We start from the raw sequence: 15,923 nt of genomic DNA, 5'->3' as shown, positions 1-15,923 counted from the left end.
GCTCAGCTCAAGGGGGGCGAGGATCAGGAAACGGCCGCGACGCCACCCACGGGTGAACGCCCGGAGGAATGAGCGAACGCTCACACGAGCGTAGGCTCGTCCCGAGTGTTCGCCGTACCGGGGAAGGCCCCGCTGCCACCGCATCCGCAGGTCGGAACTAGGGTCGGCCGTCGGGCCCGGTCGACCCACACTATTCGGCCATCGCAACTTCACATCGGAAGCGAGATTTCACCACCGTGACTGCTCTCACTCTCAGCACCGCCGCGGCGCCCGGCCTGCGGGCCGACGCGATCGTGATCGGTGTCGCCAAGGGCGCCGCGTCCAAGTCCGGCGGACTCGTCGTCGCACCGGGCGCAGGGGCCGTGGACAAGGCGTACGACGGCAGGCTCGCCGGCGTCCTGGAGACCCTCGGTGCCTCCGGCGCCGAGGGCGAGGTGACGAAGCTCCCCGCCCCCGCCGGTTTCAAGGCCCCGCTCGTGCTGGCGGTGGGGCTGGGCGCCGAGCCCGAGAAGGACGCCGACTACGACGCCGAGGTGCTGCGCAAGGCCGGCGGTGTCGCCGCCCGCGCCCTCGCCGGCTCCAAGAAGGCCGCGTTCGCGCTGCCGCTGGGCGACGCCGGCGACATCGGCGCCGTCGCCGAGGGCGTGCTGCTCGGGGCGTACTCCTTCGACGTGTACAAGGAGAACGGCAAGGACTCCGGCGCCCGGGACAAGAAGAACGGCAAGGCCCCCCTCGCCGAGGCCGCGCTGCTCGGCGGCAAGCCCCGCGACAAGGAGCACAAGGCCGCGATCGAGCGCGCCACCGCCGTCTCCGAGGAACTCAACCGCGCCCGCGACCTGATCAACACCCCGCCCAACGACCTCAACCCCGAGTCGTTCGCCGCGATCGCCACGGCGGCCGGCAAGGAGCACGGCATCAAGGTCCAGGTGCTCGACGAGAAGGCGCTGACCAAGGGCGGCTACGGCGGCATCCTCGGCGTCGGCTCCGGCTCGCAGGCGGGTCCGCGGCTGGTGAAGCTGACGTACACGCACTCCAGGGCGAGCAAGCACCTCGCGCTCGTCGGCAAGGGCATCACCTACGACTCGGGCGGCATCTCGCTGAAGCCGGCCGGCCACAACGAGACGATGAAGTGCGACATGAGCGGCGCGGCCGCCGTGTTCGCCGCCGTGGTCGCCGCCGCCCGCCTCGGGCTCCAGGTGAACGTCACCGGCTGGCTGGCGCTGGCCGAGAACATGCCCTCGGGATCCGCGGTGCGCCCCGGTGACGTGCTGCGCATGTTCAGCGGCAAGACCGTGGAAGTGCTCAACACCGACGCCGAGGGCCGCCTCGTGCTCGCCGACGCGCTGTGGGCGGCCTCTCAGGAGAAGCCGGACGCGATCGTGGACGTGGCGACGCTGACCGGGGCCATGGTGCTGGCGCTCGGCAGCCGCACCTTCGGCGTGATGGCCAACGACGACGCGTTCCGCTCCGCGATCGTGGAGGCCGCCGAGGAGGTCGGGGAGCCGTCGTGGCCGATGCCGCTGCCGGAGCACCTGCGCAAGGGCATGGACTCGCCCACCGCCGACATCGCCAACATGGGTGAGCGCATGGGCGGCGGACTGGTCGCCGGTCTGTTCCTGCGGGAGTTCGTGGGCGAGGGGATCACCTGGGCGCACCTGGACATCGCGGGTCCGGCGTTCAACGAGGGCGGTCCCTTCGGATACACGCCCAAGGGCGGCACCGGGTCCGCGGTGCGCACCCTGGTCCGGCTGGCCGAGCTGACGGCCGCGGGCGACCTGGGCTGACGTCGTCGAGGGTGAGGGGGCTCCGCGCGCGGGTAGGGCGGAGCCCCCTCTTCCATGCCTGCCGTTCCCGTGCGCTCAGCTGAACGTGGGACGTCTCACACACCGGCCCGGCGTCTCGTTCGGTGTGGACAAGTGCGAAGATGGGGCTCGGCAGGACAGGGCCCCCACCACAGGGCCGAAGAAAGAGCGGCCGGACACCAGCCGCCGCCCGGTCAACGCTGACCGGCGTACGGCGCACATGCATGGAGGACGTGACGTGGCGAACGACGCCAGCACCGTTTTCGACCTAGTGATCCTCGGCGGTGGTAGCGGTGGTTACGCCGCGGCCCTGCGCGGGGCGCAGCTGGGCCTGGACGTCGCCCTGATCGAGAAGGACAAGGTCGGCGGCACCTGCCTGCACCGGGGATGCATCCCCACCAAGGCCCTGCTGCACGCGGGCGAGGTCGCCGACCAGGCTCGTGAGAGCGAGCAGTTCGGCGTGAAGGCCACCTTCGAGGGCATCGACATCGCCGGTGTGCACAAGTACAAGGACGGCGTGATCGCCGGCCTCTACAAGGGCCTCCAGGGTCTTGTCGCCTCCCGCAAGGTGACGTACATCGAGGGTGAGGGCCGGCTGTCCTCCCCCACCTCCGTCGACGTGAACGGCCGGCGCGTCCAGGGCCGCCACGTCCTGCTGGCGACCGGCTCCGTGCCGAAGTCGCTGCCGGGCCTGGAGATCGACGGCAACCGGATCATCTCCTCCGACCACGCCCTCGTCCTGGACCGCGTGCCCAAGTCCGCGATCATCCTGGGCGGCGGCGTCATCGGCGTCGAGTTCGCCTCGGCGTGGAAGTCCTTCGGCTCCGAGGTCACCGTCATCGAGGGCCTGAAGCACCTCGTCCCGGTCGAGGACGAGAACTCCTCCAAGCTTCTTGAGCGCGCGTTCCGCAAGCGCGGCATCAAGTTCAACCTGGGCACGTTCTTCCAGAAGGCCGAGTACACGCAGGACGGCGTCAAGGTCAGCCTCGCCGACGGCAAGGAGTTCGAGGCCGAGGTCCTGCTGGTCGCCGTCGGCCGCGGCCCGGTCTCCGCCGGCCTCGGCTACGAGGAGCAGGGCGTCGCCATGGACCGCGGCTACGTCCTCGTCGACGAGTACATGCGCACCAACGTCCCGACCATCTCCGCCGTCGGTGACCTGGTGCCCACGCTCCAGCTCGCGCATGTCGGCTTCGCCGAGGGCATCCTGGTTGCGGAGCGTCTGGCCGGTCTGAAGACCGTTCCGATCGACTACGACGGTGTCCCCCGCGTGACCTACTGCCACCCGGAGGTCGCCTCCGTCGGTATCACCGAGGCCAAGGCCAAGGAGATCTACGGCGCGGACAAGGTCGTCGCTCTGAAGTACAACCTGGCGGGCAACGGCAAGAGCAAGATCCTGAACACCGCGGGCGAGATCAAGCTCGTCCAGGTCAAGGACGGTGCGGTGGTCGGCGTCCACATGGTCGGCGACCGTATGGGCGAGCAGGTCGGCGAGGCCCAGCTGATCTACAACTGGGAGGCGCTGCCGGCCGAGGTCGCCCAGCTCGTCCACGCCCACCCGACGCAGAACGAGGCGCTCGGCGAGGCCCACCTGGCCCTGGCCGGCAAGCCGCTCCACTCGCACGACTGACCCTCGGTCGACGAAGCGACGACACAGACTTCCGCAATTCGTAAGGAGCAACCGAAACCATGGCGGTTTCCGTAACCCTTCCGGCGCTCGGCGAGAGCGTCACCGAGGGCACTGTCACCCGCTGGCTGAAGGCCGAGGGCGAGCGCGTCGAGGCCGACGAGCCGCTGCTGGAGGTGTCGACCGACAAGGTCGACACCGAGATCCCCTCGCCCGCCGCCGGTGTCCTCGCCTCCATCAAGGTCGCCGAGGACGAGACGGTCGAGGTCGGCGCCGAGCTGGCCCTGATCGACGACGGCTCCGGCGCGCCCGCCGCCGCCCCGGCCCCCGCTGCCGAGCCCGCCCCGGCCGCCGAGCCCGAGCCGACCCCGCAGGCCGCTGCCCCGGCCCCCGAGCAGGCCGCCCCGGCCCCCGCTCCCACCGCCGAGGCCGCTTCCGGCGGCGGCTCCGCCGAGGGCACGGACGTCGTCCTGCCCGCGCTCGGCGAGTCCGTCACCGAGGGCACCGTCACCCGCTGGCTGAAGTCGGTCGGCGACAGCGTCGAGGCCGACGAGCCGCTGCTGGAGGTGTCGACCGACAAGGTCGACACCGAGATCCCCGCCCCCACCTCCGGCACGCTGCTGGAGATCGTGGTCGGCGAGGACGAGACGGCCGAGGTCGGCGCCAAGCTGGCCGTCATCGGCGTCGCGGGTGCCGCTCCGGCGGCCGCCCCGGCCCCGGCGGCTCCCGCCCCGGCCCCCGCTGCCCCGGCTCCGGCCGCCCCGGCCGCGCCCGCGGCCCCGGCAGCCCCCGCCGCTCCGGCCGCGCCCGCCCCGGCGCCGGCCGCCCCCGCGGCTCCGGCTCCCGCGCCGGCCGCTCCGGCCCCGGTCACCCCGGCTCCGGCCGCTCCGGCAGCTCCGGCCGCCGCCCAGGCGACCGACGAGGGCGCCTACGTCACCCCGCTGGTGCGCAAGCTCGCCGCCGAGAACGGCGTCGACCTGGCCACCGTCAAGGGCACCGGCGTCGGCGGCCGCATCCGCAAGCAGGACGTCGTCGCCGCCGCCGAGGCCGCGAAGGCCGCCGCTGCCGCTCCGGCTCCGGCCGCCGCCGCTGCTCCGGCCGCCGCGAAGAAGGCGCCGGCCCTGGAGGTCTCTCCCCTCCGCGGTCAGACCGTCAAGATGCCGCGCATCCGCAAGGTCATCGGCGACAACATGGTCAAGGCGCTGCACGAGCAGGCGCAGCTGTCCTCGGTCGTCGAGGTCGACGTGACCCGCCTGATGCGTCTGCGTACGCAGGCCAAGGACTCGTTCGCCGCGCGCGAGGGCGTCAAGCTCTCCCCGATGCCGTTCTACGTGAAGGCGGCGGCCCAGGCGCTGAAGGCCCACCCGGTCATCAACGCCAAGATCAACGAGGCCGAGGGCACGATCACCTACTTCGACTCCGAGAACGTCGGAATCGCGGTGGACTCGGAGAAGGGCCTGATGACCCCGGTCATCAAGGGTGCGGGCGACCTGAACATCGCCGGCATCGCCAAGGCCACGGCCGACCTGGCCGGCAAGGTCCGCGCCAGCAAGATCACGCCCGACGAGCTGTCCGGCGCTACCTTCACCATCTCCAACACCGGTTCGCGCGGTGCGCTCTTCGACACGATCATCGTGCCGCCGGGCCAGGTCGCGATCCTCGGCATCGGCGCCACGGTCAAGCGCCCGGCGGTCATCGAGACGGAGGAGGGCACGGTCATCGGCGTCCGCGACATGACCTACCTGACCCTCTCCTACGACCACCGCCTGGTCGACGGCGCCGACGCGGCCCGCTACCTGACGGCGGTCAAGGCGATCCTGGAGGCGGGCGAGTTCGAGGTCGAGCTCGGCCTCTGATCCCCTCTTGTTCGGCAGTAAGGCGCCCCGTCCGGAACTCCTCCGGGCGGGGCGCCGCGTTGTGGGGCGCCCGAGAGCCCGGGGTGTGGGGTTGTCGGGCGGGTGCGGGTAGTCGTGGGCCGGCCGCGCCCCTTGAGGTGGGTGCAGTCGACGCCCCCAAGGGGCGCGGGGAACTGCGCGACCAGCCACGAACGACCCGCGCCCTCCGAACCACACATCCCCCACCCCACTGGGCGCCCCCACCCCAAACCCCGTGTAAGTCTCGTCTCACCTGCACCAAAGCCCCCCTGTCGGCCCTCCCAGCGGAGCGCACCCGCCGTATTGTCTAAAACGTCAACGCGCCCTAAGGAGCCCTCATGACCGCCCCCGTCATCCACTCGCTGCGCGAACAGATCCGCGAGCACATCCTGGAGGGGATCATCAGCGGTCGCTGGCAGCCGGGCGAGCGGATCGTGGAGCGACGTATCGCCACCGAGCTGGAGGTCAGCCAGACCCCCGTACGCGAGGCACTGCGCGAGCTGGAGTCCCTGCGCCTGATCGAGTCGGCGCCGAACAAGGGCGTGCGCGTCCGCAGCCTGACCGCCGCCGACCTGGAGGAGAGCTACCCGGTCCGGGCGGGCCTCGAGGCCATCGCCGCCGAGCTCGCCGCCGACCGCCTCGCCGAGGACTGCTCCGCCCTGGACCCGCACGTCACCGCGCTGTACGACGCCGACCGCAACTCCGACGGCACGGCCCAGGTGCGGCACACGGTCGCCTTCCACCGCGAGATGGTCCGTGCGGCCGGCAACTCCGTGCTGCTGCACACCTGGGAGGGCCTCGGCATCGAGGTCTTCACGGCCCTGTCCATCCGCTGGCTGGGCACCGTGCAGCAGTCGTACGCGGAGGAGCACGAGGAGCTGGTGGCGGCCTTCCGGCGGCGGGACCCGCGGATCGCCGAGATCGTCAAGGCGCATGTGCTCGGCTGCGCCCCCCGGCACGAGTCCTGAGCGCGACCCCGCTCATACGTGGCCTCACCTGCGAAAACCCCGGGAAAACGCGGCACCCGGTGCCTGCCCGAAAGGCACCGGGTGCCTACTTTCTCGTGATCAAGAAGTTTTCGCCCTCAATCCTTTGATCGATCATCGATCAGAGAGTTATTGTCGCCGACGGACCTCCACCGAGGTCCCCGCCCTGTCCTGCCAAAGACAAAGGGCAACCCCGAACCCTTACCGATGAGGGAACCCCCTTCGACTGAGGAAGGCGGCGACATGACCGACCCCAACGCCATCCAGCCGAGCGCGCTCGACCAGCTCCCCGACCGTGATCCGGAGGAGACCGCCGAGTGGCAGGCCTCGCTGGACGCGGTCGCCAAGGCGGCAGGCCCGCACCGCGCCGCATACCTGATGCGCCGCACGCTGGAGCGGGCCGAGGCGGGCGGCATCGCGCTGCCGAAGCTCCTCGAGACCGACTACGTCAACACCATCCCGACCGCCGCCGAGCCGTCCGTGCCCGGTGACGAGGAGATGGAGCGGAAGATCACCGCGTGGAACCGCTGGAACGCGGCCGCCATGGTGACCCGCGGCTCCAAATACGGCGTCGGCGGCCACATCGCCACCTTCGCCTCCGCGGCCTGGCTCTACGAGACCGGCTTCAACCACTTCTTCAAGGGCAAGGAGGCCGACGGGTCCGGCGACCAGCTCTACATCCAGGGCCACGCCTCCCCCGGCATCTACGCCCGCGCCTTCCTCGACGGGCGCCTGAACGAGCAGCACCTCGACAACTTCCGCCAGGAAGCGGGCGGCAACGGCCTGCCGTCGTACCCGCACCCGCGCCGGCTGCCCTGGCTGTGGGAGTTCCCGACGGTGTCCATGGGCCTCGGCCCGCTGTCCGCGATCTACCAGGCACGCTTCAACCGCTATCTGACCGCGCGCGGCATCAAGGACGTCTCCGACTCCCACGTGTGGGCCTTCCTCGGCGACGGCGAGATGGACGAGCCGGAGTCCACGGCGGCACTCGCCCTGGCCTCCCGCGAGGGTCTGGACAACCTGACCTTCGTCATCAACTGCAACCTCCAGCGCCTCGACGGCCCGGTCCGCGCGAACTTCAAGATCGTGCAGGAGCTGGAGGCGCAGTTCCGCGGCGCTGGCTGGAACGTCGTCAAGACCCTCTGGGGCACGGCCTGGGACGAGCTGTTCCAGCTCGACACCACCGGCGCGCTCGTACGCCGCCTGCGCGAGGTACCCGACGCGCAGGTGCAGACGTACCAGACCCGCGACGCCGCCTACATCCGCCAGGACTTCTTCGGGGCCGACCCCGCGCTGGTCGAGATGGCGAAGCTGCTGAGCGACGACAAGATCCTCGACTGCTTCCACCTCTCGCGCGGTGGCCACGAGGCCCGCAAGGTGTACGCCGCCTACAAGGCCGCCGTCGAGTTCAAGGGCGCGCCGACCGTGATCCTGGCCCAGACGGTCAAGGGCCACACCCTCGGTGAGGGCTTCGCGTCGAAGAACGCCAACCACCAGATGAAGAAGCTGACGGTGGACGAGTTCAAGACGATGCGCGACCTGCTGGAGCTGCCGATCTCGGACAGCCGGTTCGTCGACGGGCAGGTCCCCTACGGCCACCCGGGCGCCGACTCCCCCGAGGTCCGCTACCTCCAGGAGACCCGCGCGGCCCTCGGCGGCCCGGCCCCGGCCCGCCGCGTCCACCCGGTGGCCCCGCTGCCGGCCCCGGCCGAGAAGGCGTTCGCGTCCTTCGACAAGGGCTCCGGCTCGCAGAACGTGGCCACCACCATGGCCTTCGTCCGCCTGGTCAAGGACCTGGTCCGCGACAAGGAGTCGGGCAGGCGCTGGGTGCCGATCGTCCCCGACGAGGCGCGCACCTTCGGTATGGAGTCGCTCTTCCCGTCCCTCGGGATCTACTCCCCCAAGGGCCAGACGTACGAGCCGGTCGACCGTGACCAGCTGATGTACTACAAGGAGGCCAAGAACGGCCAGATCCTCAACGAGGGGATCACCGAGGCCGGTTCGATGGCCGACTTCATCGCCGCGTCCACCGCGTACGCGACGCACGGCGAGGCGATGATCCCGTTCTACATCTTCTACTCGATGTTCGGCTGGCAGCGCACGGCCGACCAGATGTGGCAGCTCGGCGACCAGCTCGGCCGCGGCTTCCTCGTCGGCGCCACCGCGGGCCGCACGACGCTGACGGGCGAGGGCCTGCAGCACGCCGACGGCCACTCGCCGGTGATCGCGGCCACGAACCCGGCCGCGCTGACGTACGACCCGGCCTTCGCCTACGAGGTCGCGGCCATCGTCAAGGACGGTCTGCGCCGGATGTACGGCGAGGCCGCGCCGGGTGAGGACCCGAACGTCTTCTACTACCTCACCGTCTACAACGAGCCGCTGCCGCAGCCCGCGAAGCCGTCCGGGCCCGGCATCGACGAGGGCATCGTCAAGGGCCTGTACCGCTTCAACACGGCGGAGTCGGCGGGCCTCGCCCCGGTCGCGAACGCCCCGCGGATCCAGCTGCTGGGCTCCGGCACGGCGATCCACTGGACGCTCCGGGCGCAGAAGCTGCTCGCCGAGGAGTGGGGCGTGGCGGCCGACGTCTGGTCGGCGACGTCCTGGACGGAGCTGCGCCGCGACGCGCTGGAGGCCGACGCGGCCCTGCTGCGCGGCGAGGAGCGCGTCCCGTTCGTCCGGCAGGCGCTCCAGGGCGCCGACGGCCCGGTGCTCGCGGTCTCCGACTACATGCGCCAGGTCCCGGACCAGATCGCCCAGTGGGTCGAGCAGGACTACTCCTCCCTCGGCGCCGACGGCTTCGGTCTCTCCGACACCCGTGAGGCAGCCCGCCGTCACTTCGGCGTCGACGCCGAGTCGATCGTCGTGGCGGCCCTGGCCCAGCTCGCGAAGCGGGGCGAGGTCAAGGCGACGGCGGTGAAGGAAGCCCGGGAGAAGTACGGCCTCTGAGCCCGAGTGACGACGGTGAAGGGGTACGGCTGCGGCCGTACCCCTTCGTTGTCAGTGGGCCCCGGCATGATGGCCGTATGCGTGCTGCCCGGCTCATCAAGATGGTCCTGCTGCTCCAGTCCCGGCCCTCCATGACCGCCGCCGAACTCGCGCGTGAGCTGGAGGTGTCCGAACGGACCGTCACACGGGACGCGCAGGCCCTGTCCGAGGCCGGCGTCCCGGTGTACGCGGACCGGGGGCGGGCCGGGGGGTACCGGCTGATCGGCGGGTACCGGACCCGGCTGACGGGACTCGGGCGCAGTGAGGCCGAGGCGTTGTTCCTCTCCGGGGTGCCCGGGGCGCTGCGGGAGATGGGGCTGGAGGACGCCGCGTCCGCGGCCCGGCTGAAGGTGTCCGCCGCCCTGATGCCGTCCCTGCGCGACGCCTCCCGTACGGCGGCCCAGCGCTTCCACCTGGACGCCCCGAACTGGTTCAAGGAACCGAAGACCCCCGAGCTGCTGCCCGCGGTCGCCGACGCGGTGTGGGACGACCGGCGGATCGTGGCCCGCTACCGGCGCGGGGAGGCGGAGGGCGAGGCCGAGCGTGAGCTGGAGCCGTACGGGCTCGTGCTGAAGGCGGGGGTCTGGTATCTGTGCGCCCGGGTCGCCGGGCACGGGTCGTACCGGGTGTACCGCATCGACCGGTTCACGGCCGTGGAAGCCGCCGGCGAGCGGTTCGAGCGGGACGGGGAGTTCGACCTGCCGGAGTTCTGGGACGAGCGGGCCGAGCAGTTCGCGCGGTCCATCCTGCGGGCCGAGGTCGTGGCGCGAGTGTCCCCGGGCGGGGTGCGCAGACTGCCGTACACCGTGGATCCGCAGTCCGCGCGGGAGGCGGTGGAGGCGGCGGGCGCCCCGGACGCGGACGGCTGGGTGACGCTGACGCTGCCGGTGGAGTCCGAGGAGGTCGCCCACTCCCAGCTCGCGTCGCTCGGCCCGGAGATCGAGGTGCTTCAGCCGCCGTCGCTGCGCGAGCGCTTCGCGGGCGACGCGACACGGCTGGCGGCGCTGTACGGCGGACGGGACGTCGGCGCATAACAATCCGCCACACTCCACGTGCGCCCCACCCGTCCAGGGCCGATGCTTGACCCGTGATGGACGAGACGGAGTTCTGGGAGCTGGTGGACGGCGCGCGTGAGGGCGCCGAGGGTGACCCCGAGGAGCAGGCCGACCTGCTCGTGGACCGGCTGCTCCAACTGGACCCCGACGCGGTGCTCGACTTCGCCCGTCACTTCGAGGCCCGCTACCACCGCGCGTACACCTGGGACCTGTGGGGCGCCGCCTGGGTGCTGCTGGACGGGGCCAGCGACGACGCGTTCGACTTCTTCCGGTGCTGGCTGATCGGCCAGGGCCGTGAGGTGTACGAGGGCGGGGTGCACGACCCCGACTCGCTGGCCGACCTGCTGGACGACTTCGACGAGGAGTTCGACGGAGACGGCGAGGAGCTCGGCTACGCCGCGGACGAGGCCTACGAGCAGCTCACCGGCACGGTCGCCCCCGACCTCGGCATCCCGCCCGCGCCCCCGGAGCCGGAGGGCACGCCGGTGGACTTCGAGAACGCGCGGGTGCTGGCGACGCGGTTCCCCAAGCTGTGGGAGCGGTTCAAGGACTGAGCCGCCCCTGGGTCTCAGGCCACGGCCCGCCTGCGGCCCGGGTCCGACGGGATGTACGCCTGCGTCTGCTCGACCGTCACCGTGTGGTGCATCGGTGCCTTGTTGGCCTGGTCCAGCGCGGACGCCGTGACGGCGGCCGGTCCCAGGACGACGGTCGCGACCGCGCAGACGACCGTCCAGACCCGCTTGCCGCCGTGCCCGCTGTTGCTGCTGCTCATGATCCCCACCTCCGGTCAGTGCGTGTTCATGACCCTAGGGAGGGCACCTCGGGAGGGTCCTTGAGCCGGCTACGAGAAACCTGTGGAGAAGGTTCACCCGCGGTCTCTTGACCGGTTGCGTGATCCGCGGCTTACGGTGGCCGCCCCGAACAGGAGCATCGAGTCCATGACCAGCCCGTACGTACGGGAGATCACGCGCGAGGACCATCTGTCGCATCTGCGGCTGTACCCCGACGCGAGCCATCTCCAGATCCCCGAGTGGGGCGATGTGAAGCCCGACTGGCGGGCGGAGAGCGTCGGCTGGTTCGAGGAGGGGCCCGCCGGGGAGGTCCTGATCGCGTCGGCGCTGGTCCTGTACCGGCCGCTGCCCGGTACCCGGCGCTGCCTGGCCTACCTCCCCGACGGGCCGGGGATCGACTGGCAGGCCCCGCGGGTGGACCGGTGGCTGGACGCCCTGGTCGCCCATGTGGAGCGGCGCGGGGCCTTCTCGCTGCGGATGGGCCCGCCGCTGGTGGTGCGGCACTGGGAGGCGGACACCGTCGCGGCGGGCGTCGCCGACCCCGCCGTACGACATCTGCACGACCTGCCCGCGGACGGTCTCGACGGATACGCGCTGGACCTGGCGGAGCGGCTGGGGCGGCTCGGGTGGCGGCGGTGCGCGGACGGCAACGGCAGCGGTTTTGGTCTCGGTCAGCCGCGTTACGGCTGTCAGGTGCCGCTGGCGGGCCGCTCGACGGACGATCTGCGGGACGCCCTCGCGCCGCGCTGGGAGCAGTCCCTGGCCACCGCCGAGCGGGCGGGGGTCCTGGTGTCCTGGGGCACGGCGGCGGACCTGCCGGAGTTCCACCGCCTGTACACCGCGACCGCCGAACGCGACGGGTTCCGGGCCCGGCCCCTGATCTACTTCCAGCGCCTGTGGGCGGCCCTGAACGCGGTGGACGGCGACCGGGTGCGCGTCTACCTCGCCGAGTACGACGGCGAGGTCCTCTCCGCCGCGCTCATGATCAGCGTGGGCTCCCGCGTCTGGCACTCCTACGCGGCCTCCGGGCGCCGGGGCCGCGAACTGCGCCCGAGCAGCGCCTTGTTGTGGCGAATGCTGGGCGACGCGAGACAGGCCGGGGCACACACGTACGACCTGCGCTCCATCACCCCGACCCTGACGGAGGACCGCCTCCTCGGCCGCCTCCTGTTCAAGACGGGCGCGGGCGGCAGGGCCGTGGAGTACCTGGGCGAGTGGGAACGCCCGGTGGGCAGCCAGGGGAAGGCGCTTCAGCGGGCGGTGGGGGTGTATCTGGGGCGGCGGTGAGGGCTGAGCGGGGTCTGCCGCCGGCGCGTGCGGGCGGTGTGCGCGGTCAGCGTCTGCCCTGGAGGCGGGCGGCTGTTTCTCTGATGTCCGGCAGGCGGGCGCTCAGGGCGGCGCCGGGGCAGGTGGTCATGTAGCCCTCGTTGTGGCCGGCGACGGCCGGGAGCCGGACCGTGGTGCCCCTGGAGTAGCGGCTGAGGTTGTTGCTGGAGGTCAGCGGGACCGTCGACCGGGGGTCCGTCTCGGACAGGCCCAGTTTCCACGCGGCGACAGCGGCGATGGCGTCGGCCATGGCCGCGGGGACGGGGACACCCGCGGTGAAGGTGCCGATGGCGGCGATGCCGGCGGTGCGGTGGTTGAAGCCCTGGGTGTGGGCGCCGGTGACGGCGCGGTCGGCGCCGCCCGCACGGCCCTCGTAGATCGAGCCGCACCGGTCGACGAGGAAGTTGTAGCCGATGTCGTCCCAGTCGCGGGAGCCGGTCTGGCCCGCGTACAGGTACCGGATGATGCGGGGCGTGTCGGCGCAGTCGTAGCCGTTGGGCGAGTCGGTGTGATGGACGAACACGGCGACGACCTTGTCGTCGTAACGCGGAGGCGGCTGAGCGCGCCGGACGTCGCCGTCCAGCCAGGCGGACCTGGGCACGATCTCCGGCCGGGCCGCCTGATACGCCCCGACGGGCCGAGCCGCAACGGGCCGCTCCTCCTCGGCGACACTCCGCTCGACCCCCTGCGCGCACAGCAGCAACGCGAGAACGGCGGCGAGCCCGGGAACACAGGCGAGCAGCACGACCAGCACGCCGGACACCCGCGCCGCGTCAGCACCCTGCCACCACCCCGCCCCCGGCCGCCGGACACGGCCCTGGGCCCTGACTCCCCCGTGCCCCCGAATCCGCCCCCACCGCTGCGCCCGCAGCCGCCGCCGGGCATGGACCGACTCCCGAGCCGGGCCCGGTTCGACGGCCGCCCGCCGCTCCCCTCTCACCTTCCCGACCGACGCCCGCACACCTCCCCGCAACACCCGCCGCCGAGCCCGCCGCTCGGCATGGGCCGGGACGCCAGAGGGTCCGCTCCGCGGGGCTTCCGACTGCTCCGGTGAGCGGGGCCCGGCCTGAGGCGCGGCCGACCGCCGCGACCCGAGGGGCGGCGTCTGCGGGGCCGACTCCTCCGACGCGAGGGCCGGAGTCTGCGGGCCCGACTCCTCCGGTGAGAAAGGCCCAGCCTGAGGGGCAGCCGACCGCCACGGCCCGAGAGGCGGCGTCTGCGGGGCCGACTCCTCCGGTGAGAGGGGCCGAGTCTGCGGGCCCGACTCCTCCGACGCGACGGCCCCGGCCTGAGGCGCGGCCAACCGCCGCGACCCGAGGGGCGACCTCTGCGGGGCCGACTCCTCCGGTGAGAGGGACGGAGTCTGCGGTACCGACTGCTCCGGTGAGCGGGGCCCAGCCTGAGGGGCAGCCAACCGCCACGGCCCAAGAGGCGACCTCTGCGGGCCCGACTCCTCCGACGCGAGGGGCCCGGCCTGCGGGGCCGGTTTTTCCGACGTGAGGCGCCGCTCCCGCTGGGCCGACCGTTCCGGCCCGGAGGGCTGCCCGTGCGGAGTCGGCTCATCCCGCACGACCGGTCGCTCCTGCGGAGCAGGCCCCTGCCGCTCGACGCCTCGCTCGCCCGGCACCGCCTGATCCGGCCCCGCCGGGGCTTCCGCCCCGACCGCCTTCCCCCGGTCGCCCTCCACCGCCCGCGAAGCCCCGGACGCCCCCGTGTCCGACGACGCCCGCTCCACAGGCCCCGCGCCGGTCCTGCCCGCCCCCTCCACCCCGGGAGACTCGGGCCGCCACGCCGCCACGACCCCGCCGACCGGGCCCCTCGCAGCCCCGGTCGCCTCATTACGCGCGCCGGCACCCTCCACGCCGCCGCCGGAACCATCCCGCGCGCCGGCACCCTCCACGCCCCCGCCGGAACCATCCCGCACTCGCCCCACGCCGCCGCCGGAAGCGCCCCGCGCACCCCACCCGGCCCCCGGTATCCGCGCAGCCCAAGGTATTCGTACGGCTCGGGGTCTTCGTCTCCCCCGTGTTCTCCGGAAGACCCTTCGGGTGACCCGTCGGAAGACAGACATGGTCCTACTGTCCGACGGATCCGGTCCGCCCGCGATGTGTGGTGTCACACGCAGTGGAACCATCGTCCCGGTCCGGGGCGTTTCTCCAGGTGCACGCGGCGTGGCCGATCCCGGCGGCGTCGGCGTGTGTGCTGATCAACAGGGGCTTTCCGCACGTACTAAGTGGTCCTAGGGAAAGGCGGCTCTGTGGACCTGCTCGACATCCTGCTGTTGCTGGTGATCCTGGCCTACGCGGCGTCCGGCTACCGCCGCGGCCTGGTCGCCGGCTGCGTCTCGCTCGCCGGTTTCGTCGGCGGCGCGGTGATCGGCGTATGGATCCTGCCGTGGATGATGGACCTGGTCACACCGGGTACGACGCAGGCCACCGTGACCGCGGTGCTCACCGTGCTGGTCCCGGCCGTGGCGGTGCACGAGGTCGCGGGCCGGCTGGCCCTCAGGCTGCGCCGGGAGCTGGACCGCGGCCCGCTCAGGGTGGCCGACGGCGTCGGCGGGGCCGTGGCCAACTCGGTGGCCGTACTGATCGTCGCCTGGGTCGCCGCCAGCGTCCTCGCCGCCTCCTCCTCCCCGCTGCTGACCTCGGCGATCCGGGACTCCCGCCTGCTCGGCACCGTCCAGGACGTCATGCCGGACACGACCCCGGCGTGGTTCTCGCGCGCCACCTCCGCCCTCACCGAGGCCGGCTTCCCGCAGGTCTTCAACCCGTTCGAGAACGAGTCGACGGCCGAGGTCGCCAAGCCCACCGGCGACAGTGTCACGGCCGCCGCGACGAACGCCGCCAAGCTCAGCACCGTCAAGATCGAGGGCTCCTCGGGCACCCAGGGCCGCGAGGGCAGCGGCTTCGTCTACTCCCCGCGGCACGTGATGACCAACGCCCACGTGGTGGCCGGCATCGACGAGCCGAGCGTCCGCGTCGGCGGCGTCGGGCGGTCGCACGAGTCACGGGTGGTGCTCTTCGACCCGCAGCGGGACGTGGCCGTGCTGTACGTCCCCGAACTGCGCGCCCCCGTCCTGAAGTTCGACGACGAGGCCGGCCGCGGCGACTCGGCGGTCGTGGCGGGCTATCCCGAGGACGGCGACCTGAACCTGCAGGCGGCGACCGTCGCGAACCGCGTGCGGGCGACGGGCCAGAACATCTACAACGACGACACCGTCACCCGCGAGATCTACTCGATCCGCTCCACCGTCCGCCCCGGCAACTCCGGCGGCCCGCTGCTGACCACCGACGGCAAGGTGTTCGGGGTGGTCTTCGCCCGCTCCACCTCCGACGACGAGACCGGCTACGTCCTGACCGCGGCCGAGGTCGCCTCCGACGCCGGGCGCGCGGCGAACGCGACCCAACCGGTGGACACGGGCGAGCTGGTCACTTCCTGAGGCCGCCCCGAGGCGTGCGAAAGGCATGCGGGATCGGT

At 72.3% G+C, this 15,923-nt stretch carries 11 protein-coding genes; 9 read left to right on the top strand and 2 right to left on the bottom strand.

Annotation, left to right across the window (positions count from 1 at the left end; translation table 11 throughout):
- The first annotated feature begins 236 nt into the window (after positions 1 to 236).
- From AC3ETA_RS26145 to AC3ETA_RS26115, 7 genes are all read left to right on the top strand, one after another.
- Positions 237 to 1,784, top strand: a complete 1,548-nt coding sequence (locus AC3ETA_RS26145; RefSeq protein ID WP_432195342.1) for a leucyl aminopeptidase — start codon at positions 237 to 239, stop codon at positions 1,782 to 1,784.
- 256 nt (positions 1,785 to 2,040) lie between these two features.
- On the top strand, positions 2,041 to 3,429 hold the full coding sequence (gene lpdA / locus AC3ETA_RS26140; protein ID WP_432195341.1) for a dihydrolipoyl dehydrogenase: 1,389 nt from the start codon (positions 2,041 to 2,043) through the stop codon (positions 3,427 to 3,429).
- 59 nt (positions 3,430 to 3,488) lie between these two features.
- Positions 3,489 to 5,282, top strand: a complete 1,794-nt coding sequence (gene sucB / locus AC3ETA_RS26135; RefSeq protein WP_432195340.1) for a 2-oxoglutarate dehydrogenase, E2 component, dihydrolipoamide succinyltransferase — start codon at positions 3,489 to 3,491, stop codon at positions 5,280 to 5,282.
- 356 nt (positions 5,283 to 5,638) lie between these two features.
- The gene (locus AC3ETA_RS26130; protein WP_432195339.1) at positions 5,639 to 6,268 is read left to right on the top strand and encodes a GntR family transcriptional regulator; all 630 of its coding nucleotides are present in this window, start codon (positions 5,639 to 5,641) and stop codon (positions 6,266 to 6,268) included.
- Positions 6,269 to 6,529: 261 nt separating this feature from the next.
- Entirely contained in the window at positions 6,530 to 9,232 is a 2,703-nt protein-coding gene (gene aceE, locus AC3ETA_RS26125; RefSeq protein ID WP_432195338.1) for a pyruvate dehydrogenase (acetyl-transferring), homodimeric type, read from the top strand.
- 77 nt (positions 9,233 to 9,309) lie between these two features.
- Positions 9,310 to 10,305 carry a helix-turn-helix transcriptional regulator gene (locus AC3ETA_RS26120; RefSeq protein WP_432195337.1) on the top strand — a complete coding sequence of 332 codons (996 nt, stop codon included), beginning with the start codon at positions 9,310 to 9,312 and terminating at the stop codon, positions 10,303 to 10,305.
- Positions 10,306 to 10,361: 56 nt separating this feature from the next.
- Positions 10,362 to 10,880, top strand: a complete 519-nt coding sequence (locus tag AC3ETA_RS26115) for a DUF4240 domain-containing protein (protein WP_432195366.1) — start codon at positions 10,362 to 10,364, stop codon at positions 10,878 to 10,880.
- Between the two features lie 14 nt (positions 10,881 to 10,894).
- Here AC3ETA_RS26115 and AC3ETA_RS26110 read toward each other — a convergent pair whose 3' ends face one another.
- Complete coding sequence (locus AC3ETA_RS26110; protein ID WP_432195336.1) at positions 10,895 to 11,098, bottom strand: hypothetical protein; 204 nt, start codon at positions 11,096 to 11,098, stop codon at positions 10,895 to 10,897.
- Between the two features lie 166 nt (positions 11,099 to 11,264).
- Between AC3ETA_RS26110 and AC3ETA_RS26105 the strand changes: the two genes are divergently transcribed.
- Positions 11,265 to 12,404 carry a lipid II:glycine glycyltransferase FemX gene (locus AC3ETA_RS26105; RefSeq protein ID WP_432195335.1) on the top strand — a complete coding sequence of 380 codons (1,140 nt, stop codon included), beginning with the start codon at positions 11,265 to 11,267 and terminating at the stop codon, positions 12,402 to 12,404.
- Between the two features lie 46 nt (positions 12,405 to 12,450).
- On the opposite strand, the gene AC3ETA_RS26100 is transcribed toward AC3ETA_RS26105, so the two are convergent.
- The gene (locus AC3ETA_RS26100; RefSeq protein WP_432195365.1) at positions 12,451 to 13,197 is read right to left on the bottom strand and encodes a peptidoglycan recognition protein family protein; all 747 of its coding nucleotides are present in this window, start codon (positions 13,195 to 13,197) and stop codon (positions 12,451 to 12,453) included.
- 1,503 nt (positions 13,198 to 14,700) lie between these two features.
- Between AC3ETA_RS26100 and AC3ETA_RS26095 the strand changes: the two genes are divergently transcribed.
- Complete coding sequence (locus tag AC3ETA_RS26095; RefSeq protein WP_432195334.1) at positions 14,701 to 15,885, top strand: MarP family serine protease; 1,185 nt, start codon at positions 14,701 to 14,703, stop codon at positions 15,883 to 15,885.
- Positions 15,886 to 15,923: the final 38 nt, after the last annotated feature.

Source organism: Streptomyces sp. bgisy027 (genome assembly GCF_057710365.1).
This window is presented reverse-complemented; position numbering and strand designations above follow the sequence as displayed.